We start from the raw sequence: 22,579 nt of genomic DNA on the forward strand, positions 1-22,579 counted from the left end.
CGAGATGCCCTGAGGGAGTGCAGTGAACCTAGACAAGATGATGAGCGTCGAGCAGATGCAGCGCGGTGCCGTGCGCAGGCTGCCGAAGATGGTGTCCGACTTCCTCGATGGCGGCGCGCTCGACGAGACCACCCTTCGCCGCAACCGCGAGGCGTACGAAGCCGTGTCCCTGCGTCAGCGAGTGCTCGTGAATCTCGAGCGCATCGATCCGATGACGACAGTGCTCGGGCACGGCTACGACGTGCCGATGATCGTGTCGCCCATGGGGCTTCTCACGGTGTGTCATCCCGACGCCGATGTCGCGATCGCCGCCGCCGCGCGAGCCGCGGGAAGTCTGATGGTGCACAGCCCCTGGTCCGGCGTGTCGATCGAGGAGACGTTCGAAGCAGCGGGCGGGCGCATGTGGGAGCAGATCGCATTCTGGCGACAGCCTGGAGAGACGGACCAGCACCTGTCGCGTGCACGAAACCTTGGCGTCGACACCATTGTCGTCGCCGGTGATGTCGCCGTTTCGAGTAAGCGCGAGCGCGATCTCAGGCACGGAACGGCAATGCCTCCGAAACCACCGGTTCGGGATGTGCTCGACGTCGCGCTGCACCCGCGCTGGGTGACGCGTTGGTTGACCGGGCGCAAAATGACGTGGGGCACCTACGCCATATCCGGCAGGCCGATCAAGATGTCCGAGATGGAGCGCTGGATGGAGAGCAACGGAGGAAACACCCGTGCCACGTGGGATGATGTCGCCGAGCTTCGGCGCCGGTGGGATGGCCGCTTGCTCGTCAAGGGGATCATGACTCCGGAGGATGCAGAGCTCGCATTGCATCACGGAGCAGATGGTGTATTCGTCTCCAACCACGGCGGGCGGCAGTTCGACGGTCAACCGGGAACCCTCGACGTCTTGCCGGCGATCGCCGAGGCGGTCAACGGGCGCGGGGCGGTCATCGTCGACGGCGGGGTGCGTCGCGGATCGGATATCGTCACTGCGATCGCAGCGGGCGCCGACCTCGTGGCGGGCGGGAGGCCGTTCGCGTATGGGCTCGCTGCGGGCGGGCGGGCTGGCGTCGAACGGGTCTTCGAGATCCTCTTGGACGAGTTGAGAACCGCGATGGGCTCAGTGGGCAGCACGCAGATCTCCGACCTGGGCGCGCATGTGATGAACGGGGGATCGCACCGGCCCGGTCGGCCGGCTGTGCATCAGTGATTTCGCATTCTCGAAAAATCTGGTGTTCTTCGACGGAAAGTTCTGAGATTCACGAGCGCTAGCGGCCGGCACTCTGCCAGCATGTGGCCATGGGACGGATCACGATACGCGAATTCCACGACGACGACCTCGACGCGGTCGTCCGCTTGTGGTGGGAGGCGCACTCCACATCGGAGCAGCCGGTGTACTCGCTCGCCGAGGTCACCGCCTCGTGTCGCGAGGACCATGCGGTGGTCGCGGTCCGCGATGATCACGTGGTGGCCGCCGCAGTCGGTCGGGCGGCCCACGCGCAGGGGTGGATCGTGTTCTTCGGGGTCGATGAGGATGCGCGCAGCGACAATACCTCTGGGGCGCTGCTCGACGCGCTCGAACGGAAGATGGCGCCGCTCGGGCTCGGCACGCTCTCGGTGCTGACGCCGGAGAGCAGTCGTATCGACCTGCTCACCTCGAACGGATTCCAGTTGCAGCACAACCTGCGCTACCTGGAGCGGCAGATGCCCGTGCAGCGACGCGAGCTCGAGTTGTTGAAGGATCTGGGCGGTCGGATCCTGCCCCGCCACTTGTGGGAGCAGGTCGCCGGGATGCGGCACGAGAAGCAGCTGCTCGAGGAGCGCCTCGTGGCGCCGCTCGCGCAGCCCGATCTCGCCGACCGGTACGGTGTGGTGCCGCCGCACGCGGTGATGCTGTTCGGGCCGCCCGGCACGGGGAAGACGACCTTCGCGAAGGCCGTGGCATCGCGGCTCGACTGGCCGTTCATCGAGGTCTTCCCGTCGCGTCTCGGGGACGGCGTCACGAGTATGGCCTCCTCGCTCCGGGCCGTCTTCGAGCAGATCGCGGAGTTGGAGCACGGCGTGGTGTTCATCGACGAGGTCGAGGAGATCGCGTCGCAGCGCAGCGACCCGCCGACGCCGACGCAGGGTGTCACCAACGAGTTGCTCAAGGTCGTCGCGGACTTCCGCGACCGGGAGGGCATGCTGCTGGTGTGCGCGACGAACTTCGTGCGCGCGCTCGACGCGGCCTTTCTCCGGCACGGCCGGTTCGACTACGTGCTGCCCATCGGGCTGCCGGACGCCGAGGCGCGAGAGGCGATCTGGCGCCGGTACGTGCCGACCAGCGTGTCGCCCGCGATCGACTTCGCTCAGCTCGTTCGGGTGAGCGAAGGGCTCACGCCCGCCGATATCGAGTACGCCGCGCGTCGCGCCTCCCAGGATGCGCTGGCGCGAGTGCTCAGGGGCGGGGAGGACGCGGCTCGCTCCGCCGCGTCCGCGACATCGCCCACGCATCTCTCGACCGACGATTACACCGCGGCGCTCTCCGTGACGCGCGCCACCGTCTCGACGGAGCAGCAGGAGGCCTTTCTCGAGGACATCGAGGCGCTGGCCCGCCTGTAGCCGTCGATTCTCTCTGGCGCAGCGCTGCCAGCACTCGATGTCGGACGCACGCGGTAGCGTCGGAGGCAGCCGCCGCGCAGGCCATCGAGCCGGCACCCATCGCGGCGTCGATGAAGGGAGCGCGCATGTTCGTGCAGGATCGGCCGGCCGGTGCCGGGCATCGCGTCGTCACCAGCGCGAGCGACCTCACTGCGGCGAGCCGCTGCGAGTTCGCCTTTCTGCGCCGATTCGACGCAAAACTCGGCCGCGATGTGGTGATGCCGCCCGACGACGACCCGATGCTGCAGCGCGCTGCACGTCTCGGCGACGCGCACGAGGAGCGCGTGCTGGCGGGTTACATCGACCGGCTCGGTGCGGGCACCAGCGGCTCTGCCGGGGGAGTGGTCTCAGTGCCGCGACCCGAATCGATGTCGGCGAGTGACCTCGGGGCGGTCGCCTTCGAGACCGTGCGAGCGCTCGCGGGCGGCGCCGAGGTCGTCTTTCAGGCGACGTTCTTCGACCCCGAGCAGCGCCCGGCGCGAGGTGGCGAGCCCGAGATCGGGTTCGTCGGATTCGCCGACTTCCTGCGCCGCCTTCCCGACGGCCGGTACGAGGTGCAAGACACGAAGCTCGCGCGCCGAGCGAAGGTGACGGCGCTCATGCAGCTCGCGGCCTACGCCGAGCAGCTCGAGCGCGTCGGTGTGGCCGTTGCCGAGACGGCGGTGCTCATCTTGGGAGACGGCGCCGAATCGAGACACCGCATCTCCGACATCGCTCCCGTGTTTCGCGCACGTCGGGCTCGCATGCACGCCCTGCTCACCGCACGGTTCAGCGCAGCCGGCCTCGACGGCGATCGCTCGCACGCCGAGCCGATCGCCTGGGGCGCCTCGGGCATCGTCGCCTGCGGGCGATGCGAGGTCTGCACCCCCGAAGTGGAGCGCACCCGCGACCCGCTGCTCATCGCCGGCATCCGCGCCACGCAACGAGATGCGCTCGTCGCCGCGGGGCTCGACACCGTCGACCGCGTCGCGGAGGCTCTCGATCCGGTGCGCTCCGAGACCGTGCAGGTGCCGGGCGTCGCTGGTCCCGTGCTGCTCCGGCTCGCGGAGCAGGCGCAGCTGCAGGTGCGGGCACTGGCTGCCGGCGAAGGATCCGCGCCGCCGTTTCTCGTCGCGCAGCCGGGCGCGCTCGCGGCGATCCCCGAGCCGAACCCCGGCGACCTCTTCTTCGATTTCGAGGGCGACCCGCTGTTTCGAGCTCCTGGCCCCGACGACACCGCGCACTGGGGCATCGACTATCTCTTCGGAATGGTCGATACTGACGAGCGATTCACCGCCATCTGGGCGCACGATCTCATGGCAGAGCGACGCGCCCTCGAAGCGTTTCTCGCATGCGTAGCGGAGCGCAGGCAGCGGTACCCCGGCATGAAGATCTACCACTACGCCGCATACGAGCGCACGCACCTCGCCTCCATCGCCGCCCGCCACGGCGTCGGAGAAGCGGAGGTCGACGCGCTGCTCCGCGAGCACGTGCTCGTCGACCTGTATCCGATCGTGCGCGCGGCACTTCGCGTCGGCACGCGATCGTACTCGATCAAAAAGCTCGAACCGCTCTACATGGGCGACGAACTGCGCGACGAAGCGGGCGTGACGAGCGGCGCGCAGTCGGTGACCGAGTACGCCGAGGCGAGCGCTCAGCTCAGCTCCGAAGACCCGGCGATCCGCCTCGAGGGCCAGCGGCGCATGGAAGCGATCGGCGACTACAACCGTTACGACTGCGTCTCGACGCTGCGGCTGCGCGACTGGCTGCTGCGGCTCGCCGAGGAGCACGGCGTCGCACCGTATGTTCCTGAGCCCGCGTTGTCCGAGAGCCGGCCGCAGCTCGAGCTGAGCCGCATCGGCGCCGCACTCGCAGAACACGCCACTGCGTTCGCAGAACACGATCGGCCAGCCGACCGAGCCGCAGCCGCCCTCGCAGCGAGCGCCATCGACTATCACGAGCGCGAGCAGAAATCGTTCTGGTGGGCCCACTTCGCCCGAATGGTCGATCCCATCGAAGACTGGGCGGATACGCGCGACGTGCTCGTCGTGGATCCGAGTTCGAGCCGCGTCGAGGCGGACTGGCATGTGCCGCCGCGAGCGCGCGCCGAGCGGAGGCACATCCGCCTCGCCGGGGAAGCCGCCCCTGGATCGCGGTTTCGGGAGAACGGCGACGCGTTCGCCCTGTACGCGCACCCATCGCCCTTCCCGCAGTACGGCGCAGCGCCGGGCTCCCGCGGCGCGAGGCAGGTGAGCATCCTCGAAGCCCGCGATGAGGGCGCGACGGTGCAGGAGAACCTGCCGGCGAAGGTCGAGCACTATGCAGTCCTCCCGGTGGCGCTGACGCCCGGACCGCCGCCGCGTGCTGGCGCTCAGAAGAGCGCGATCGAAGAGTGGGGTGCCGCGCTCGCCCGGTCGCTGGATCGCGGATCGTTTCCCGCCGATCCGGCGGTCGACCTGCTCCGCAGAGTACCGCCGCGTCTCAGCGGCGGAACGGCGCTCGTCTCGCCCGGGTCCGGGCAGGCGCTCGAGGCAGCGGGTGGCGATGTCGACGCGCGCCGAATCGGAGCCGTCATCGCCTCCCTGCTGCAGCTCGATCGGTCAGCGCTCGCCGTGCAGGGTCCGCCGGGAACGGGAAAGACCTATCTCGCCGCCCGCGTCATCCGGCAGCTGGTCGAGCGACACCAGTGGACCATCGGCGTCGTCGCCCAATCGCATCGGGTCGTCGAGAACGTACTCACGGGCGTCGTGCGAGCCGGACTGGCCCCGGCCCTGGTCGGGAAGGCGGCCCAGCGAGGGGCGGACCCCGCAGATGTCGCCGCAGCGCCGTACACAGTGCTCCGCAGCGGTGGGCAGGCTTCATTTCTCGCGGGGCATCGACGCGCCGAGCGCGGCGCTGTCATCGGAGGCACCGCATGGGACTTCAGCAACGCTGAACGAGTGGCGCGGCATGAGCTCGACCTGCTCGTCGTCGACGAGGCCGGCCAGTTCTCGCTGGCCCCGACGATCGCCGCCTCGGTCGCCGCTCGCCGCGTGCTGCTGCTCGGAGACCCGCAGCAGCTGCCCCAGGTCTCGCAAGGATCGCACCCCGAGCCGGTCGACACCTCGGCGCTGGGGTGGCTGCTCGGCGAGCACGAGACGATCCCCGAGCACCTCGGCTACTTCCTCGCAGAGACCAGGCGCATGAGACCCGAGCTCGCGGCAGTGGTCTCCGAGCTGGCATACGAGGGCCGCTTGCACGCGCATGCGAGCGCTTCAGAACGCGAGGTGATCGGCGTCGGCGCAGCGGGCGTGCACTGGCACGCGGTGCAGCACAGCGGCAATTCGACGCACTCCGAAGCGGAGGCGCAACGGGTCGTCGAAGTCGTTCGTCGTTCGCTGCAGGGAACGCTGCGCACCGTCGGCGACGTCGATCGAGCGCTCACTCCGGCCGACCTGATCGTAGTCGCACCCTACAATGCGCAGGTCGAATGCGTGTCGCGCGAGCTGCACCGTGCGGGCCTCGGCGAGGTCCGGGTCGGCACCGTCGACAAGTTCCAGGGTCAGGAGGCGGTGATCGCCATCGTGACGCTCGCCGCGTCCAGCGCCGCCGACGTCCCTCGTGGTCTCGAATTCCTCCTCATGAGAAACCGACTGAACGTGGCGATCAGCCGAGCGCAATGGGCCGCCCACATCATCTCCTCCGACCGGCTCGGAGACGGCCTGCCGACGAGCGCCGAGGGAGTCGCTGCGCTCTCCGGCTATCTGCGCCTTGTGGAACGAGCCCACCCCGCTAACGTGGAGTCATGGTGAATCCTGGAGGACCCCTCAAGACGCCGCCGTCCACGCCGCTGCCGCCGCGTTCAGGATCCGCAGCCGGCGAGCAGACAGCACCGCGGTCCGTCGCGGTGCGGCCCGGTGTCTCGCGAAGGTCGAGCATTCCGGCGTTCGAAGTCATGCGGATCACCGACGAAATCGCGCGGCGCCGAGCCGGTGGCCACGACGTCGTCTCGCTCTGCGCTGGAGAGCCGAGCGCGCGAGCCATTCCGGGCACGCTGAAGCCGGCGGGCTACACCGGGCCCCTCGGCACTGCCCCACTCCGCGAAGCCGTCGCAGGGCACTACCGGGAGTGGTACGACGTCGAGATCGATCCAGCCACCGTTGCGATCACCACCGGCTCATCCGGAGCCTTCCAGCTCGCATTCCTCGCAGCGTTCGATCCCGGTGACCGGGTCGCCCTCGCGAGCCCCGGGTACCCGGCGTACCGCAACATTCTCACCGCGCTCGGCGTGCACGTCGTCGAGATCCCCACCGGGCCCGAGAATCGCTATCAGCCGACACCCGCGCTGCTCGACGCGGCAGTCGCGGAGCACGGCGACCTCGCGGGGCTCGTGATCGCGTCCCCGGCCAATCCGACGGGCACCATGCTCGACCGCGCGGCGCTCACGGCACTGGTCGCCTGGTGCTCACTGCGCGGCGTGCGCCTCGTGAGCGACGAGATCTATCACGGCATCACATTCGCGGGCGACGGAGCGGACCATCGCGGCGTGACCGCTCGCGAGCTCGACGCCGAGGCGATCGTCGTCAACTCGTTCTCGAAATACTGGGGCATGACGGGGTGGCGTCTCGGCTGGGCGATCCTTCCGGACGCGCTCGTCGGTCCATTCGAAGCACTCGCCTCGAACTTCGCCCTCTCACCGCCGGCCCCCGCGCAGGAACTCGCGCTCTCCGCCTTCTCGCCCGAGACGTATGCCGAGCGCGACGCCATCGTGGCGGGGTTCGCCCGGGCACGCCAGCTGATTCTCGACGCTGAAAGCTCGCTCGGCTGGGGCGTGGCCGCCCCCTCGGACGGCGCGTTCTACTACTACTCCGAGCTCGGGCCGCAGCTCGAGCGCTTCACGGATTCGGTCGAGTACGCACGGCGCCTGCTCGCGGACGCTGACGTCGCGGTCGTACCGGGCGTCGACTTCGACCCCGTAGACGGGTCGCGAGCTGTGCGCCTCTCCTACGCGGCCGGAGAACCAGCCGTGGCGGAGGCGCTCGACCGCATCATCCGATTCCAGGGCTGACGCTCACCCCAGGGCCATGCTGAGCGCGACACCCGAGCCGTTCCAGGCGACGTGAACGGCGATCGGAACGAGAATATTCCGGTTCGAGACGAGATAGAGCGCTCCGAGCAGCACACCCACACTGCCGTAATCCAGTATCAGCGGCCATTCGCTGAAACTGTGCAGATGCATAGCACCGAACAGCGTGCTGGACACGACGAGGCACAGCCACGCCGGAATACGATGAGGGACTTTGCCGATCAGGGTGCCGCGGAAGACGAACTCCTCCACCAGCGGACCGCACAATGACGACGCGAGAATCAGCAGCACGGTCAGCGCTGCAGAGCCCTTCGCGAACTCCGTCGCTCGCGACGTCGCTTCGACGTTTTCGCCTACTGGGGAGACGCCGAGCCAGAACAACAGGTTGCTGGCAATGATCAGAAGCACATGGGCGCCGACGAACCCGAGTGCGACCCAGCCCAGTGTTCTCCACGGGGTCGCGCGGCTGGCTCGCCATCCCGCACCCAGTTCCTTCCGGAACACCCAGAGCCCAGCCGCTCCGAGTACGACGTATGAGAGCAGTTGAAACGGGAACATGAAATTCGGTGAGAGCCCACGCCCAGAAACCAGCATGCCGAACAGGAGGTAGCCGATGTACACCACCAGGAACGCCACCTGGGCGCGAGTGATCGAATCTCGGTGACGGACGGTGGGCTCATGCGCTTCCGACATCGGCGCCTCCTGCAAGGGTCTACGGAACGAACTCAGACGTCCGAGCTTTGCATCCGGAGCGCCGCGTCACGCTGTCGCAGCAGGAAGTGCGGTGTGCGCAACGGGAACTGCAGTATCGAATACCGCGACGTGACTGCGTGACGCCGTTGGAGCGAGGCGACCTCAGTGGGCCCTTCAGTGTTCCTTTCGCCCGCATGGCGCAGGAGAAGCTTCCTTGCGCCGCGACGAAACCGTCGCCCTACTCGTCGATGCGGATCGGAGTGCCTGCGGCGATTCCGACGCGGCGCTGCAGGGCCTCGTCGACGGCGGGCGCGTCGAGATCCGCGATCCCGAGCCACTGAACGGCACTCCGGGAGTCGGCGCCCAGCGAGAATACGACCGTGCGCACCGACTCGGCGAGCGGGCCTTCGAGTGTTGCGACCGCGCGGGCAAGCGCAGAGCGCGCCGCTTTGCCGAGGACGGCGGGGTCCTGCTGCTCGCCGTGCAGGGGCACCTCGGCGCGTGCATATGTGACCCCGTCGCCGGTCACGACCTCGCCCACCATGAGCGCCCCATCGCGGCGCACCGCCGCTTCGAGATCAGCGCTGGTCGAACCCGGCGTCACGGTCGTGAAGGGGAGCGGAATGCCCGAAGGGGCGCCCCCGTCATCGTGATGATGATCGGGAGACGCCCCTCCGAATGAGAACTTCAAATCCATGAGTTCCAGGGTACGCGCTTCGCAGCAGCTCGGTGCACCACGAAGCGCGCGGGCACGAGTTACGCGTTCGCCGAGAGCACCTCGTCGATGCTCGAGTACGCGAGCTCGGGGAACGCGTCAGCGACACCCTTGAAGGTCAGCACACCGTCGTGGGCGTTCAGGCCCTTGGCGAGGGACTCGTCCGCCCGCAGCGCGGAGACCCAGCCCTTGTCGGCGAGTGCGACGACGTAGGGGAGCGTGGCGTTGGTGAGCGCAGCGGTCGAGGTCTCGGGCACGGCACCCGGCATGTTCGCCACGCAGTAGTAGATCGAGTTGTGCACCTGGAAGGTGGGATCGTCGTGCGTCGTGGGACGCGAGTTCTCGAAGCAGCCGCCCTGGTCGATCGCGATGTCGACGAGCACGGAGCCCGGCTTCATCTGCGCGACCATCTCGTCGGTGACGAGCTTCGGCGCCTTCTCGCCCGGGATCAGCACGGAGCCGATGACGAGATCGGCGTCCTTGAGCGACTCGGTGATGTTGTGCGCGTTCGAGGTGCGGGTCTGGATGCGACCGCCGAACTCGTCTTCGAGCTGCTTGAGGCGGGGGATCGAGATGTCGATCACGGTGACCTCTGCGCCCATGCCGAACGCGATGCGAGCGGCCTGCTCGCCGGCAGCGCCGCCGCCGATGACGACGACCTTGCCGCGCCGCGTGGCGGTCACGCCGCCGAGCAGCACTCCGCGCCCGCCGTTGGCCTTCATGAGCGAGTAGGCGCCGACCTGAGCCGAGAGGCGACCGGCGACCTCGGACATGGGGGCCAGCAGGGGCAGGGCGCGGCCGGCCTGAACCGTCTCGTACGCGATGGCAGTGGTGCCAGACTCGAGAACCTTCTCGGTCAGCGTCTTGTCAGCGGCGAGGTGCAGGTAGGTGAAGAGCACCTGGCCCTTGCGCAGCTTGTCGTACTCGGCAGCGATGGGCTCCTTGACCTTGAGGATCATGTCGGACTTCGCCCACACGTCCTCGGCACCTTCGACGATCTGCGCGCCGGCGGCGGCGTACTCGTCGTCGGTGATGGCCGAGCCGATGCCTGCACCGGCCTGTACGAGCACCTCGTGCCCGCGGCGGGTGAGCTCGACGACGCCGGCCTGCGTGATAGCGACGCGGTTCTCGTTGTTCTTGATTTCGGTGGGAATACCGACGCGCATGAGAAGCTCCAATGGGATCTGCGATGTACTGATGCGATGCCGACTCGCTGACCGGCCTCGTGCGGCGCGATCCGTTGCGGTCGAACCACTACAGTGTGCAGTATATTCGTCAGAGATGCAGTTGCTCTGAATACTCTTCGGCTCACGTCGGAGAAGTGGTCGGGAAATGAGTGAAAGGCGGCGTGAGATGGTCGAGAGTTCGAAGATTCTGCGCGAAAGTGCAGATCTCGACGATGTGGATCGCAAGATCGTCGAGGAACTGCAGGCCAACGGGCGAATCACGAACGCCGAGCTGGCGGATCGCGTGGGCGTCGCCGCTTCGACCTGCATCGCTCGCGTGCGCAGCCTGGTGGCCCGAAAGATCATCACCGGTTTCACCGCCTCGGTCGATCCGCGCGCGATCGGCCTCGACCTCGAGGTGCTCGTGAGTGTCACGGTGCGTTCTGGGGCGCGCCAACGCATCACCGAGCTCAGCGAGGAACTGCGCGGGCTGCCCGAGGTGATGCAGCTGTTCTTCCTCGGCGGTGTCGAAGACTTCATCATCCATCTCGCCGTGCGGGACTCCGATCACGTGCGCGACTTCGTGGTCGAGCATCTCTCGGCGCATCCGGCGATCTCCTCGACGCGTACGAGCATCGTCTTCAGCCATCATCAGAACCCGGTGCGCATGCAGGGATAACGCGGGCGCCGGGCCATCCTGGGCCGTACGGCACGTCAGCGGGGCGCTCGTCAGTGGGCTGGAGGTGGACTGGTTCTCGTCTCCTGCGCGTCGAGCGCGAGTTCCGCCGCCCGAAGCGCCTGCGAACTGTAGCGGCCGATCGCGCGCTCCTCGAGCAGCGCGTCGCGCTGCGCATCGAGCACGGTGCGTGCGAGCCGACGGTAGCAGGCGGCCTGCGACTCCTGGGCCTGTGCCGGCGTCGACCCGGTGGCGGCGAGGGCAAACGCGAGGGGAGCGAGCGTGCTCTTCGCGGTCGCGCGCACACGCCTCACGAGGTCGTCGTCGGGCACGATCCTTCCATCATCGGCTTCCGCATCGATCTCGATCTCATCCGCGAGCGCCGCGTTGGCGGCGTCGAGCAGATCGCGGCCGAGCGACTGCAGCTCGGCGGTGCGCGAGCCGTTCGCTCCGTCCGGCCAGAGCTTCGAGATGAAGAGCGGCAGCGTGAGCCCGTGCAGGAGGAGCGTCACGACGGCGACGGCGAACGCGATCAGAATGAGCTGCGGGCGATACGGCACATCGGTCGAGATCGACTGGGCGGCTGCGAGGGTGACGACGCCGCGCATACCGCTCCACGACAGGAGTACTCCGTCCCGCCAGCCAAGCTGCTGCTCTTGCTCGTGAGCGAGGTCGGCCCGCGATCGTTGTTCGAGCAATTCGAGTTTGCGGAGGCGCCGCTCCGTCGTGTCGGCGCGACGAGCCCGCGTGAGAATGCGCGAGAACCCGTCGCTTCGCTGCTGATACCGCCCCTTGTCGCCGCGCATCGTCCAGATGAGCGGCACCATGAACAGCCCGCGAAGCAGGATGAGGATCGCGACGAGGCCGAGTGCGACGAGCGCGATGTGCTCGAGTTGCAGCTCCGTCTCATTGACCTCGTCGAGCAGGGTGTGCAGTTGCAGACCCATGATGAGGAAGACGCCGTTCTCCAAGCCGAATTGCACCGTGCGCCAGTTGAGGCGCTCGTTCATCCGGGCGGTCGCGGAGAACCGTTTCGCCGCGTGATGCCCGGTGTACAGGCCGGTGACGACCACGGCCAGCACACCGGAGGCTCCGAGCGCCTCCGCGGGCATGAACGCGACGAAGGGAACGACGAATGAGATGATCGTGTCGTAGACGGGGTTCCGCAGCCGTGCGCGGATCCACACCGTGACCATGCCGATCACGATGCCGATCACGATGGCCGCGACGACCGAGAACCCGAAGGAGCCGGCCGCGTCCCAGAAGACGAAACTGCCCGCCACGGCCGCGAGCGCCGTCTTCAGGAGTACGAGAGAAGTGGCGTCGTTCACGAGGCTCTCGCCCTCGAGAATCGCCACCAGACGCTCCGGCATGCCGAGGCGCTTGCCGATCGACGTCGCCGCAACCGCATCCGTCGGGCTGATCACCGCTCCGAGAGCCACCGCAGCCGGCAGGGGGATGGCGGGAACGAACCAGTGGAGCGCGAATCCGATCGTCACCGCGGAGATGATGACGAGGAGCACCGAGAGTCCGATGACGGGGCGGAGGTTTCTTCGGAAATCGATGAGGGGAACATTCACGGCCGCCGAGTAGAGCAGCGGGGGGAGCACCCCGATGAGAATGATCTCCGGGTCGATCTCGATTCTCGGAATGAACGGGAGGTACCCCGCTCCGATGCCGACGATGACGAGGAGGAGCGGCGCCGCGACGCCGATCTTGCTGCCGAGGATCGACGTCCCGACGAGCACGACCACTGCGGCGACTGCGATCAGGCCGATTTCCATGGACCGATTCTACCGAGGGCGCTCCGCATCACCCTGCGTCGGCGGGCTGCACGACGGAGATGCCGCCGGTCTCGACGCCGTGGAAGTCGGCCCAGTCTCGACTGAGCGGCGCGAGCGCCGGCGCATCGATGTCCGTATCGGGAAACGACGCGATCTCGAGCCCTCCGGTTTTCGTCCGAAGGCGCTTCCAGGTGGCCACCACCCGGCCCTTTCGCAGCACGGTAGGGAGGAACATGCCGTTGCGCCCCGGAACGATGCGGTCGAAGTGCTGCTGATCGAGCTGAGCGGTGCGATCCGTGTACCCGAGCAGGTGCTCGTCGAACGCCGCGAGCAGCGTCCACTCGGGCAGCCGCGCTTCCGAGACGGCAGAGCCGAGCGATTCAGGATCGACCCAGAGTCTGCCGGCGGCACCCGACACCGGGTCTCCCGACGCATCACGTGCGCGAGCCTCTGCCAGCTCCCCGGCATCGCGTGCTGCGGCCAGGCCCACGCGGGCCTCCGCGACGGTGAGCCCCGTCCACCAGGCGAAGTCGTTGACGCGGAACGGGCCCCGGCACCTGGCGTAGCGCACCGCGAGCTCGCGCAGCGCATCATCGCCCGAGTACTGTCGCGGCGCGGTGATCCAGTGCTCTGCTCTCACGAGAAGCGGTTCGCCAGACGGGCCGATCGGGCCGAACGTCGCCATTCCGTTCTGGCAGATCCACCAGATCACGTGATAGCGCCAATTGCTCTGCCAGTCGATACCCGCTTCGGTCCACGCTTCTGCGAGTGCGTCGCGCTCAAGACCAGCGGTGCCAGCGGCGTCGAGGGCGACGAGGGAGACCTCGACGAGCCGCTCGAGCACGGCGTCGCTCATGCCGAGGAAGGCGCGGCGCTTCGGGGCGCCGGCGAGCACTCGGTGGTTGGTGGCTCCCTGCATCCACCCGATGTCTTCGGCCGCGACGACGTGCACGGTGCCGCGCATCGGCCACGACCGCACGATACGTCGTTCGGCGAAGGCCGCCTCGACATCGGCGGTCGCCGAACCGGGCGCCCGCACCCCGAGCGCCCACCGAGCTGACCGCCAGTCCTGCCCCTGCACGGCGAGCATGCGCCGCGCCACACCGGCGATGCGCTCCGCACCCGGCGCTTCTGGTTCGCCGCGGGTCCAGCTCGTCGCTGTCAGACCGAGCGCATGCACGCGCACGCGAAGCACGTCGGTCGGGGAGAGGGTCTCGGTCATGGCCTCAGTGTAGGTCGCGTTATGCGACGGTCCCCGGATCGAGGTCTGCTTCCAGCTGTCGGCGAGCATCCCGCATGATCTGGATTGCGTCATCAAGCGCCATGCGTCCTTCCGGGGCGATGACGCTGAGAGCACCCAAGCACTCATGCCCCTGCATGAGCGGGACCGCGATCACTTCGATCGCGTCGCCCATCCAGACCGCACGGTGGACCGCGTAGCCCTGTCTTCTGATGATCGCGAGCTCCTCTTCATAGGGCGCTTGTTCTTCGGCCGTTGCGTGCGGATCGCAGGCGAGGAGTACCTGGCCAGAAGTTGAGCCGAGCGGCAAGAGAAGCTCGGTTTCGCGGCGCACGGAGAGGGAGCGTTTCGGTTCCAATCGTTCGACGATGAGTGCGGAATCGCCGTTGCGCACGGCAAACGAGATGGGCTCTTCGAGTCGATCGACGAGCGTGCGCATATGGCGTGATACCGCTTCGGGCACGCCGGCGTGTGCAATGGCGAACCGACCGAACGCAGCTGCGCGGATCGAGAGGCGGTACTGGCGGCGGCTGTCCTGCTGAAGCCACCCGGTGTGCACGAGCGTGGTGAGGTACTGGTGTGTGGCAGGGCGGCTCCACCCCAGCGCATCCGCGATCTCAGAGAGCGTAACCGCCGCGCGGTCGAAATGCATGAAGACCTCGAGGGCGCGAATCGTCTTCTCGACGGACTGCAGGGTGGTGGGACCTGACATTGCTCTCTCCGATCAGGGCGCTGGCGTGCTTCTCACACTCGTCGAGTTTTTCTCGCACGCCCTCTTGACGCGCCGAAGCACCGTGTTTATTGTTTTCAGCATAACTGAATCACGATTAAATAATACTTAATCGTCGCTACAACGGGTGCTGTCGAATCAATGATGATTGGAGCGGATAAGATGCGGAATTCTTACCTTGATGAGGTGTTTTCGCCCCAACGGGTAATGGACCCCAGGAGCCTCGGAGCGCTGCAGCCGAGCCGGCTGAGCGCATCACGCAGTTTTCTCGCGAAGATGTTGCGCGAGGAGTGGAGAATCCGCCGAGATGCTCTCGAACTCGATGCACGCGGCAACGGGGCGGCTCGCTACACGATCGAGACTCCGGCAGGGAGTATCACCTATGCCGCATGGCTCAGCGAACCACAGGGAGTGAATCGCACCGGTCGCATCATCGGGTCGTCATGGGACATGATCGGAACCCTCATCGATGGGATTGCAAGCGACGAGCAAATCGCAACGTCCGCGTCAGAGCTTCCGAAGCTGTACGAGGGTCGAGCGCCCGAGGGCACGCTGATCTGGATGCGATCGAACCAGAGCCTGAGGCTCTTCAAACACGTGCGGGATTCGCTCGCCGCAGGGCAACAGCCCGACGCGGCTGAAGTGAAACGAGTCGGCTATCTCATGCGCAATACGGGCCTCGACGGGAACGGCACGTTCGGTTCCGTTTCGTTTCCCGCGATTCCCCCCGGGCATCCGCTCGCGCTGTCGTATCACGCGCAGATGCTGTCGGCATATCTCATGCGCGAGCTGTCCGTCGATGTCGTCGAAGAACTCGCGCGGCTCGACGCCCCCGACACCGCGGTGCGCCTGGCGCCCGAAGTGCGTCAGCACATCGGCGTCGGTAACGGATCGGCGCTCGGACTCGTGATGTTCGTGTACAACCGGCCGGCGCTGATCCACACGTATGTCTCTCTGACGGTCGAAGCGGTGCGGCACGCGCTAGAGCTACCGATTGAGGCAGGCGACGCACGGTTCGATCAGCTCGAAGCGCTGCTCAATCGCGCGATCCAGTACCGCGCCCTCGAAGACACCGAGTACCGGGTGTTCACGAACGGAAAGCAGCTCGCCGCAGATCTCCGTCGTATCCGTGCGACTGTTCGAGCTGCTCGCCGGGGAGAGATCACGCGCCTGAGCGGAGAAACCGCGCTGATAGCGGTGCACCGGTTCGTGAGCGGACGGGTGTCTCCGGAAGCTCTGAGCACGTTCAATACGCTCCTGATCGAACTCGACCCTGATTTCGCGGACGCGCTGGTGCAGGAGCGCCTGAACTTCGACGAAGCCCTCGACCTCGATCCGCGGACGCCTGCGTGTGAGATGCGGGAAGCACTGCTCGACACCCTCGGTTGGGCGCTCGCACTCCCCTTGAACGACGCCGAGCATCGCGACCGGGTGTGGTATCAGTCGCGTGCAGCAGAAGAACCGCGATCTGGGCCGGCGGAGGAAGTTCCGGGAGCTCATGAAGTCATCCCGAATTATCCCTCGCGAGCCCGGGAACTGCTCGACGTGCTCGACAGCGCTGAAGCGGAGACACCCATCGGCGAGATCATCGCGGCACATCCATCTTTGGAGCACGTGGCTCGATCGGCCGTCGCGCTTCGAGCAATGCCGTACGCCATTCCGCACGCCGATCCCCACGACATCGACTTCGTTCCGGTCTGGCTCGTGCGCCTCATGAATGCGTGCATCCACGGGCTCGACCGAACCGAAGATTTCTTGAACCGGTCCGTACTCGGACTCATCTACGACGGAGCGCCGTTCCGTGATGAGCTCGCTGCAGCGCATGCGGATGGCTGGTGGTGGCAGTACCGACCGGCAGAGGTGAAGCGCACAGAGGGGCCGGGTGAGCCATCCTCGCCCACGCTCACGCCGAAAGTCAGCGCGATCGTGGCACCCCGGCACGATGCGGCGGAGCGCATCACCATGAAGTTTCGGGAGCTCAGGCTGGCGAGCGGCCGTGCGATGCAGGCGCTCAACGTTCCCGAGGGATCCTGGCACGGCGCTCGCGACTTCTTCATTACGGCGGTGATGGCGAACACCCAGGCGATCGCCGGTTTCGCGGCAGCGCTCGCACGTGAACTCGACGAGGAGGGCAACGCGCCGTCATGGCGTGCGCCAGTCGCGAGCCCCGCTGCCGGCGGACTCATCATCAAGGGTCACGGTGCCAGCCTCCACACGGTCGGTCATGTGCTCGTCCACCAGATCGCCGCTGCAGCGTCGAACTCGGAGGTCGTCGTCCGCCTCTCCGATCTCAAGGTCGACGGGGCAGCGGCCGGTCTCGCCCTCGCCCTCGCGCGGGTCGGCATCGAATGGAGCCCGACCGAAGGTGATGCAAGCGAGTACCGCGCGCGGCGAGCAGAAGACCCGGCCGCGATTCGAAGCCTCTATGAGGAGGCCTTCACAGCGCTGCTGGTCGACGGCATCGAGGTGCCGGCCCAGCAGTGGTGGGACGTTTACTATCCGGGAAACGCCGGGCTCTACCCGGATACTCCGCTTTCGCGGCAGCACACGGGAACGGTCAAGGACGTCTACGTGCCCGGGCAACAGCTGACGCGTCTCTTCGATCCTGCGGAAGTCGAGAACTCGACCGATCCGAACCGCGATACGGATCACTTCATCCCGCTCACCACCGCTCAACCAGCGTCCGTCTGAAGGAGACTGATGATTTACGTCGATAGCCTGCTCTGCTCGCCACTCGAGACCGAGCGCCCGAACAACCGCATATATCTCGAGGAGGTGGCAGCCGGAAAGATCGGAGCGATCACCGTGACGGTCGGATTCTGGGAGGACGCCACCGAATCAATGGATCAGCTCGTGAAATGGCGCTATATGGCCGAAGACAATGCAGACCTCGTCGAGATCGCCTACGGTGCGAGCGACATCAGACGCATCGCCGAATCGGGCCGAACCGCCATCATCCTCGGATTCCAGAACGTGTCGTTCCTTCAAGGACGTCTCGGCTATGTCGAGCTCTTCGCTCGCATGGGTACTCGCGTCGGGCAGCTCACGTACAACATTCAGAACGACCTCGGGGGCAGCTGCTACGAACCGCACGACAGCGGGCTCTCCCGATACGGGAAGTACGTGGTACACGAGATGAATCGCTGCGGCATGGTCGTCGACCTCTCCCACGTCGGCGAACGAACAACGCTCGACGCCATCGAGGCCTCGAACGAACCCGTCGCCATTACACATGCGAATCCCGCATCTCTCGCGCCGCATCCGCGCAACAAGTCGGATCGGGTGCTCGATGCGCTTCGTGATCATGACGGGATGATCGGAGTGTCGGTGTACCGCAACCTCGTCGGGGAGTACACGTCGCCGCAGCAATGGTCCGAGCTCGTCGCATGGACGGTCGACCGCGTCGGTATCGACCGCGTGGGGATCGGCACGGATCTCGATCAGAACGGCGGGTTCGCATACGTCGAGTGGATGCGTCAGGGGCGCTGGGCGCGAGAGATTCAGTACGGCGCGTCGAGCGCGTCGACGCCGGGTCCGACGCCACCGCTCGAGTGGTTCCAGTCGCCCGCGCAGTTTCCGAATGCTGAGGAGTGCCTGCGCGAGCGCGGGTTCGCTGAGCAGGAAGTCGCGGCGATCATGGGCGAGAACTGGCTTCGCTTTTACGACACCGTCTTCCGAGAAATCTAGGCCGAGAGGAACCACCCATGGCTGTCATCGATACGTCAACGACGACGTACACCGGCTCCACACTGCGACCCTTCCTGCACGCGGATCGGATCGTGAAGCGCTTCGGCGAGCACCGCGCCATCGACGACGTCTCGCTGGCAGTCGGGCGCGGAGAGGTGATTTCCGTCATCGGTCCCTCGGGCGCGGGAAAGAGCACCTTCCTGCGATGCCTGAACCTGCTCGAGATACCCGACTCGGGGTCCCTCTCCATTGGGAATGAAGAGATCGAGTTCGAGGAGGGGCGCGCCCCGGGACGCAGCCAGGTCGCGCGTTTGCGGCGGCAGGCCGGAATGGTCTTCCAATCGTTCAACCTGTTCCCGCACCTGACCGCTGCGCAGAACATCGAGCTCGCACAGAAGCGCGTGCTCGGGCGGAGCGTGGAAGAGGCCAGGGAGCGCGCCCGATCGCTGCTCGATCGTGTGGGGCTTGCGGCGAAAGCAGACGCCTTCCCGAGCCAGTGCTCGGGCGGGCAGCAGCAGCGCATCGCCATTGCGAGAGCACTCGCAATGGATCCTGAGCTCATGCTCTTCGACGAGCCGACATCCGGCCTCGACCCTGAAGTCGGGGCAGAGATTCTATCGGTGATGCGTGAACTCGCTGATTCCGGAATGACGATGCTGATCGCGACACACGAAATGGAGTTCGCCCGCCACGTATCCAATCGAGTCATCGTGATGGTCGACGGAGCGATCGTAGAACAGGGGCAGCCCGAGCAGATCATGACCGAGCCGACGAACCCGCGCGTCGGGCGCTTCCTCTCAGCAGTGCTGGGCCGCTGATATGGGCGACGCACTGCTCGCCATCGCGCTCGCCGCCGGCATGACGATTCTGCTCACGGCGGTATCCGGCGTCATCGGCATCGTGCTGGGGGCGCCTGTGATGCTGCTCTCGCGCAGTCGGTTCGCCCCGGTGCGCGCGTGCTACTGGGGCTTCGTGCACGTCGTCCGCGGCGTGCCGACCCTCGTCTGGCTCTTCATCGTGTTCTTCGGAATCACGCAGCTCGGCATCACGCTGAGCGCCGTGACCTCCGCCCTGATCACGCTCAGCGTCATCGCCGTCGCGAGCATGGCCGAGATCTACCGCGGCGGTCTCAACGCGATCAAACCGGGGCAGTGGGAGGCGAGTTCGGCGCTCGGGCTGGGGCAGTTCGCCACCGCACGCGACGTGCTCTTCCCGCAGCTCTTCCGCGCGGTCTCGCCGACCGTCGCGACCTATCTCGTCGGCCTCATCAAGGAGTCGGCGCTCGCCTCGACGATCGGTGTCGCCGAGATCACCTTCGTCGCCGGGCTGCAGGTGCAGTACTTCGGCGAGGGGCTCACCTTCTTCGCATTCGCGGGACTGATGTACCTCGCGCTCAGCGTTCCGCTCGGGGCACTGTCGCGCGTCATCCACGCCCGCCTGACCCGGAGGTACGCGGTCCTATGAACGACTTCTCCTGGCTGTGGGATTGGCCGACGCACATTCCCGCCCTGCTGCCCGGTCTTGCAGTGGCGATCATGCTCACCGTCGTCTCCTGCGTGATCGGGTACCCGCTCGGCTTCTTCCTGGCGATCCTCTCCGAGGCGCGGAGCCGCTGGGTCCGATGGACGACGATCGCGGTCGTCGAGACGGGGCGCGGGCTCCCTGCGCTCGTGCTCCTGTACATCGTGTACCGCGGTCTTCCCCAACTCGGCGTCCTGATCGATGCAATTCCGTCAGCGATCATTGCGCTCACCATCACCGCAGCCGCCTACTCCGCCGAGATGATCCGTGCCAGCATCTCAGCATTGCCGCACGGACAGACCGATGCAGCAGACGCATTGGGATTGGGTCGGGCCGACCGGTTCCGCTTCATCATCCTGCCGCAGGCTGCGCGAATCTCGATCCCGCCGCTCGTGAACCTCACGATCACGATGTTCCACATCACGTCGCTCGCGAGCATCATCACCGTCGCTGAGATCATGCACGCCGCGTATCTGAGCGGAGCGATCAACTGGAGATACATGTCCGTCTACATCGCAGCCGCATTCGTGTACGCCATCATCGCGATTCCCGGGGCGGTGCTGGCCGGCCGCCTCGAGCAACGACTCGGGGGCGGCGCACCGACCCGACGCAAGCGCCGAGGCCTGCGGAACTCCCGTGATCCCGGCCCCGCCGCGGCACCCGCCGCGGCTCGAGAACCCGCGCCGGCCTGACGCTGCCCCGACCTGAAATTCACCGTCACCCACTATTACGCACATCAATCAGGAGGCACCAATGAAGCACCGACTGACCCGCACCGCAGCGATCGGCGCTGTTGCCGCGCTGTTCCTGGCCGGCTGCAGCAGCTCAGGCGACGACTCGTCGCAGGCGGTGAGCAAGGACTGCGTTCCCGCTCACGAGGGCATCGAAACCATCAAGCCCGGGGTGCTGACCGTCGCCCACTACGACTACCCACCATTCGCATATATGGAGGAAGGGGAGTTCGTCGGCATCGAGGGCGAAATCATGACTCAGATCGCGGAGATGGAGTGTTTGGACCTTGAGCTCGTGCAGGGCGATGGCTCCGCGATGATCACATCGGTGCAGACCGGACGCGCAGACACCACGTTGGGCAGCTGGTACCGCACCGCGGAACGCGCGGAGGTGGTGCGACTCAGCAGCCCGGTCGTGACGTCCCCGCTCTCAGTCGTCTCGACGAGCGGTGTGAAGACCGTCGACGAGCTCGCCGAGCTCGATGCCGTCGGTGCAGGGCAGGCGCTCGTCGGCGTCGAAGAGATGCAGGCCCTCCTCGGAGGCAAGCTCAAACTCTACGCGAACAACGATGCTGAGTTCGCCGACTTCCAGGCGGGCCGCATCGACGGTGCGGTGCTCGGGCTTGGCGCCGCGGTGACGCTGCTCGAGCTGTACCCCGTCGAAGGGGCGACCGTCGAACCGCTCGAAGCCGATCCGCGCCTCTCGGCGACGGTGAATGTCGGGCAGACGAACTTCCCCGTCAACCTTGACAATGAATCGCTCGGCGAAGCCATCGACGAGAACATCGCGCAGCTGCGCGAGGACGGGACGATCGCCGAACTCGCCGAGAAGTACGGCTTCCCGGCAGAGATCGCTGACCCGGGGGAGCCGAACCTGCTGTAATCGAACGAACGCCCGTGGCCGCGGCCGCGCGCGTCACTCGACGGGACGGGATCACCTTCGCAGGTCCCGTCCCGTCGCTCAGGGACATCACGGTCACTCAGCCTCATCGTCCGGTCGTCGCTAGCCTGGAGTCACCCGTGCGACGGCCCGCCGCCCGGTGCGACTGAGCGGAGCATCCATGGCCACCAAGACCATCATCATCACCGGTGCGAGCGATGGTATCGGGGCGGCTGCGGCGCGTCAGCTGCACCGTGACGGGCACACGGCCGTGCTCGTCGGGCGCTCGGCCGATAAGACCCGTGCGATTGCCGAAGAACTCGCTGCACGGTATTTCCTGGCCGACTTCGCCGATCTCTCGCAGGTGCGCGCGCTCGCGGCGGCACTGCTCGCGGAGTACCGAAGCATCGACGTCCTGGCGAACAACGCGGGAGGCATCATGGGGGAGCGCGCGCTCACGATCGACGGGTACGAGCAGACGTTTCAGGTCAATCACCTCGCGCCGTTCCTGCTGACGAATCTGCTGATGCCCGCCCTGGTCGCGGGGGGCGCGACGGTGATTCAGACGGCAAGCCTCGCCGCCCGCGCCTTCAGTCGTTTCGACATCACCGATCTGCAGAACGCGAAGCAGTATGCGCCGCAGCGCGCCTACGGCAATGGCAAGCTCGCCAACATCCTGTTCACCATCGAATTGCAGCGCAGGTACGGCGGTCAGGGAATCTCTGCCGTCGCATTTCATCCCGGCGTGGTCGCGAGCAGCTTCGCGAGCGACACGACGCACATCATGCGGCTCATCTATCACAGCCCCTTGAAGCGGCTGTTCACGATCAGCGCGGAGAAGGGCGCCGATCAGCTCGTGTGGCTCGCTGAAGGCGAGCCGCGTTCAACGTTCGAGCCAGGGGCTTATTACGAGTCTCGCGCGATCGCCGCGAAGGTGAGCCCGGAGGTGCACGATCCCGAGCTCGCGCGCGAGTTGTGGGAGCAGTCCGCAGCGCTCGTGTAGGGCGACCAGTTCTCCGGCCGCACGCAACGCACGTGCCGACGCCGCAGCGGGGGTCAGGCAACCGATCGCGATTCTGAC

Annotated in this window: 18 protein-coding genes; 12 read left to right on the plus strand and 6 right to left on the minus strand. The window is 66.7% G+C overall.

Annotated elements, in window-relative coordinates; all coding sequences use genetic code 11:
* Nucleotides 1-22: 22 nt before the first annotated feature.
* The 4 genes from JE033_RS11625 (at nt 23) to JE033_RS11640 (ending at nt 7,657) form a co-directional block, all read left to right on the plus strand.
* The gene (locus JE033_RS11625; RefSeq protein ID WP_200331737.1) at nt 23-1,201 is read left to right on the plus strand and encodes an alpha-hydroxy acid oxidase; all 1,179 of its coding nucleotides are present in this window, start codon (nt 23-25) and stop codon (nt 1,199-1,201) included.
* A gap of 89 nt (nt 1,202-1,290) precedes the next feature.
* The gene (locus JE033_RS11630; RefSeq protein ID WP_090150052.1) at nt 1,291-2,592 is read left to right on the plus strand and encodes an ATP-binding protein; all 1,302 of its coding nucleotides are present in this window, start codon (nt 1,291-1,293) and stop codon (nt 2,590-2,592) included.
* A 125-nt stretch (nt 2,593-2,717) separates the two neighbouring features.
* Nucleotides 2,718-6,401 (plus strand): bifunctional RecB family nuclease/DEAD/DEAH box helicase, encoded by a 3,684-nt coding sequence (locus JE033_RS11635; protein ID WP_200331739.1) that lies wholly within the window; start codon nt 2,718-2,720, stop codon nt 6,399-6,401.
* Nucleotides 6,395-7,657, plus strand: a complete 1,263-nt coding sequence (locus tag JE033_RS11640; protein WP_200331741.1) for a pyridoxal phosphate-dependent aminotransferase — start codon at nt 6,395-6,397, stop codon at nt 7,655-7,657. Before JE033_RS11635 ends, JE033_RS11640 begins: the two co-directional genes overlap by 7 nt.
* Nucleotides 7,658-7,660: 3 nt before the next feature.
* Here JE033_RS11640 and JE033_RS11645 read toward each other — a convergent pair whose 3' ends face one another.
* The 3 genes from JE033_RS11645 to ald all read right to left on the minus strand — a co-directional run bounded on the left by JE033_RS11645 (nt 7,661) and on the right by ald (nt 10,249).
* Nucleotides 7,661-8,368 (minus strand): CPBP family intramembrane glutamic endopeptidase, encoded by a 708-nt coding sequence (locus tag JE033_RS11645; protein WP_200331743.1) that lies wholly within the window; start codon nt 8,366-8,368, stop codon nt 7,661-7,663.
* A 238-nt stretch (nt 8,369-8,606) separates the two neighbouring features.
* Nucleotides 8,607-9,065 carry a hypothetical protein gene (locus JE033_RS11650; protein ID WP_200331745.1) on the minus strand — a complete coding sequence of 153 codons (459 nt, stop codon included), beginning with the start codon at nt 9,063-9,065 and terminating at the stop codon, nt 8,607-8,609.
* A gap of 59 nt (nt 9,066-9,124) precedes the next feature.
* Entirely contained in the window at nt 9,125-10,249 is a 1,125-nt protein-coding gene (ald, locus tag JE033_RS11655; protein WP_200331747.1) for an alanine dehydrogenase, read from the minus strand.
* A gap of 187 nt (nt 10,250-10,436) precedes the next feature.
* Between ald and JE033_RS11660 the strand changes: the two genes are divergently transcribed.
* Nucleotides 10,437-10,928: an Lrp/AsnC family transcriptional regulator gene (locus tag JE033_RS11660; protein ID WP_090150038.1), complete on the plus strand. Its 492-nt coding sequence runs from the start codon at nt 10,437-10,439 to the stop codon at nt 10,926-10,928.
* A gap of 50 nt (nt 10,929-10,978) precedes the next feature.
* Here JE033_RS11660 and JE033_RS11665 read toward each other — a convergent pair whose 3' ends face one another.
* From JE033_RS11665 to JE033_RS11675, 3 genes are read right to left on the minus strand one after another with little or no spacing between them, the layout of a single operon-like run.
* On the minus strand, nt 10,979-12,709 hold the full coding sequence (locus JE033_RS11665; RefSeq protein ID WP_200331749.1) for a sodium:proton antiporter: 1,731 nt from the start codon (nt 12,707-12,709) through the stop codon (nt 10,979-10,981).
* A gap of 28 nt (nt 12,710-12,737) precedes the next feature.
* Nucleotides 12,738-13,931: a winged helix DNA-binding domain-containing protein gene (locus JE033_RS11670; protein WP_200331751.1), complete on the minus strand. Its 1,194-nt coding sequence runs from the start codon at nt 13,929-13,931 to the stop codon at nt 12,738-12,740.
* A 19-nt stretch (nt 13,932-13,950) separates the two neighbouring features.
* A complete protein-coding gene (locus tag JE033_RS11675; protein WP_200331753.1) occupies nt 13,951-14,661 on the minus strand; it encodes an IclR family transcriptional regulator in 711 nt (236 codons plus the stop codon).
* Between the two features lie 225 nt (nt 14,662-14,886).
* Here JE033_RS11675 and JE033_RS11680 point away from each other — a divergent pair, with 225 nt between their 5' ends.
* The 7 genes from JE033_RS11680 (at nt 14,887) to JE033_RS11710 (ending at nt 22,501) form a co-directional block, all read left to right on the plus strand.
* A complete protein-coding gene (locus JE033_RS11680; RefSeq protein ID WP_200331755.1) occupies nt 14,887-17,370 on the plus strand; it encodes a hypothetical protein in 2,484 nt (827 codons plus the stop codon).
* 9 nt (nt 17,371-17,379) lie between these two features.
* The gene (locus tag JE033_RS11685) at nt 17,380-18,366 is read left to right on the plus strand and encodes a dipeptidase (protein ID WP_200331757.1); all 987 of its coding nucleotides are present in this window, start codon (nt 17,380-17,382) and stop codon (nt 18,364-18,366) included.
* A gap of 17 nt (nt 18,367-18,383) precedes the next feature.
* Nucleotides 18,384-19,184, plus strand: a complete 801-nt coding sequence (locus tag JE033_RS11690; protein WP_234037443.1) for an amino acid ABC transporter ATP-binding protein — start codon at nt 18,384-18,386, stop codon at nt 19,182-19,184.
* 1 nt (nt 19,185) lies between these two features.
* Nucleotides 19,186-19,830, plus strand: coding sequence for an amino acid ABC transporter permease (locus JE033_RS11695; protein WP_200331759.1), 645 nt, complete (start codon nt 19,186-19,188; stop codon nt 19,828-19,830).
* Nucleotides 19,827-20,579 carry an amino acid ABC transporter permease gene (locus JE033_RS11700; protein ID WP_200331761.1) on the plus strand — a complete coding sequence of 251 codons (753 nt, stop codon included), beginning with the start codon at nt 19,827-19,829 and terminating at the stop codon, nt 20,577-20,579. Before JE033_RS11695 ends, JE033_RS11700 begins: the two co-directional genes overlap by 4 nt.
* 61 nt (nt 20,580-20,640) lie before the next feature.
* Complete coding sequence (locus JE033_RS11705; RefSeq protein ID WP_200331763.1) at nt 20,641-21,501, plus strand: ABC transporter substrate-binding protein; 861 nt, start codon at nt 20,641-20,643, stop codon at nt 21,499-21,501.
* A gap of 178 nt (nt 21,502-21,679) precedes the next feature.
* A complete protein-coding gene (locus tag JE033_RS11710; protein WP_200331765.1) occupies nt 21,680-22,501 on the plus strand; it encodes an SDR family NAD(P)-dependent oxidoreductase in 822 nt (273 codons plus the stop codon).
* Nucleotides 22,502-22,579: the final 78 nt, after the last annotated feature.

The organism is Leucobacter sp. L43 (genome assembly GCF_016597785.1).
GTDB lineage: Bacteria > Actinomycetota > Actinomycetes > Actinomycetales > Microbacteriaceae > Leucobacter > Leucobacter alluvii.

What these genes read in the sequence shown, in the direction of transcription:
- JE033_RS11685 (WP_200331757.1), top strand. Translation starts at nt 17,380, where the DNA reads ATGATTTACGTCGATAGCCTGCTCTGCTCGCCACTCGAGACCGAGCGC.
- JE033_RS11670 (WP_200331751.1), bottom strand. Translation starts at nt 13,931, where the DNA reads ATGACCGAGACCCTCTCCCCGACCGACGTGCTTCGCGTGCGCGTGCAT.
- JE033_RS11710 (WP_200331765.1), top strand. Translation starts at nt 21,680, where the DNA reads ATGGCCACCAAGACCATCATCATCACCGGTGCGAGCGATGGTATCGGG.
- JE033_RS11700 (WP_200331761.1), top strand. Translation starts at nt 19,827, where the DNA reads ATGAACGACTTCTCCTGGCTGTGGGATTGGCCGACGCACATTCCCGCC.
- JE033_RS11650 (WP_200331745.1), bottom strand. Translation starts at nt 9,065, where the DNA reads ATGGATTTGAAGTTCTCATTCGGAGGGGCGTCTCCCGATCATCATCAC.
- JE033_RS11630 (WP_090150052.1), top strand. Translation starts at nt 1,291, where the DNA reads ATGGGACGGATCACGATACGCGAATTCCACGACGACGACCTCGACGCG.
- JE033_RS11695 (WP_200331759.1), top strand. Translation starts at nt 19,186, where the DNA reads ATGGGCGACGCACTGCTCGCCATCGCGCTCGCCGCCGGCATGACGATT.
- JE033_RS11645 (WP_200331743.1), bottom strand. Translation starts at nt 8,368, where the DNA reads ATGTCGGAAGCGCATGAGCCCACCGTCCGTCACCGAGATTCGATCACT.
- ald (WP_200331747.1), bottom strand. Translation starts at nt 10,249, where the DNA reads ATGCGCGTCGGTATTCCCACCGAAATCAAGAACAACGAGAACCGCGTC.
- JE033_RS11705 (WP_200331763.1), top strand. Translation starts at nt 20,641, where the DNA reads ATGAAGCACCGACTGACCCGCACCGCAGCGATCGGCGCTGTTGCCGCG.
- JE033_RS11640 (WP_200331741.1), top strand. Translation starts at nt 6,395, where the DNA reads ATGGTGAATCCTGGAGGACCCCTCAAGACGCCGCCGTCCACGCCGCTG.
- JE033_RS11690 (WP_234037443.1), top strand. Translation starts at nt 18,384, where the DNA reads ATGGCTGTCATCGATACGTCAACGACGACGTACACCGGCTCCACACTG.
- JE033_RS11665 (WP_200331749.1), bottom strand. Translation starts at nt 12,709, where the DNA reads ATGGAAATCGGCCTGATCGCAGTCGCCGCAGTGGTCGTGCTCGTCGGG.
- JE033_RS11680 (WP_200331755.1), top strand. Translation starts at nt 14,887, where the DNA reads ATGGACCCCAGGAGCCTCGGAGCGCTGCAGCCGAGCCGGCTGAGCGCA.
- JE033_RS11675 (WP_200331753.1), bottom strand. Translation starts at nt 14,661, where the DNA reads ATGTCAGGTCCCACCACCCTGCAGTCCGTCGAGAAGACGATTCGCGCC.
- JE033_RS11635 (WP_200331739.1), top strand. Translation starts at nt 2,718, where the DNA reads ATGTTCGTGCAGGATCGGCCGGCCGGTGCCGGGCATCGCGTCGTCACC.
- JE033_RS11660 (WP_090150038.1), top strand. Translation starts at nt 10,437, where the DNA reads ATGGTCGAGAGTTCGAAGATTCTGCGCGAAAGTGCAGATCTCGACGAT.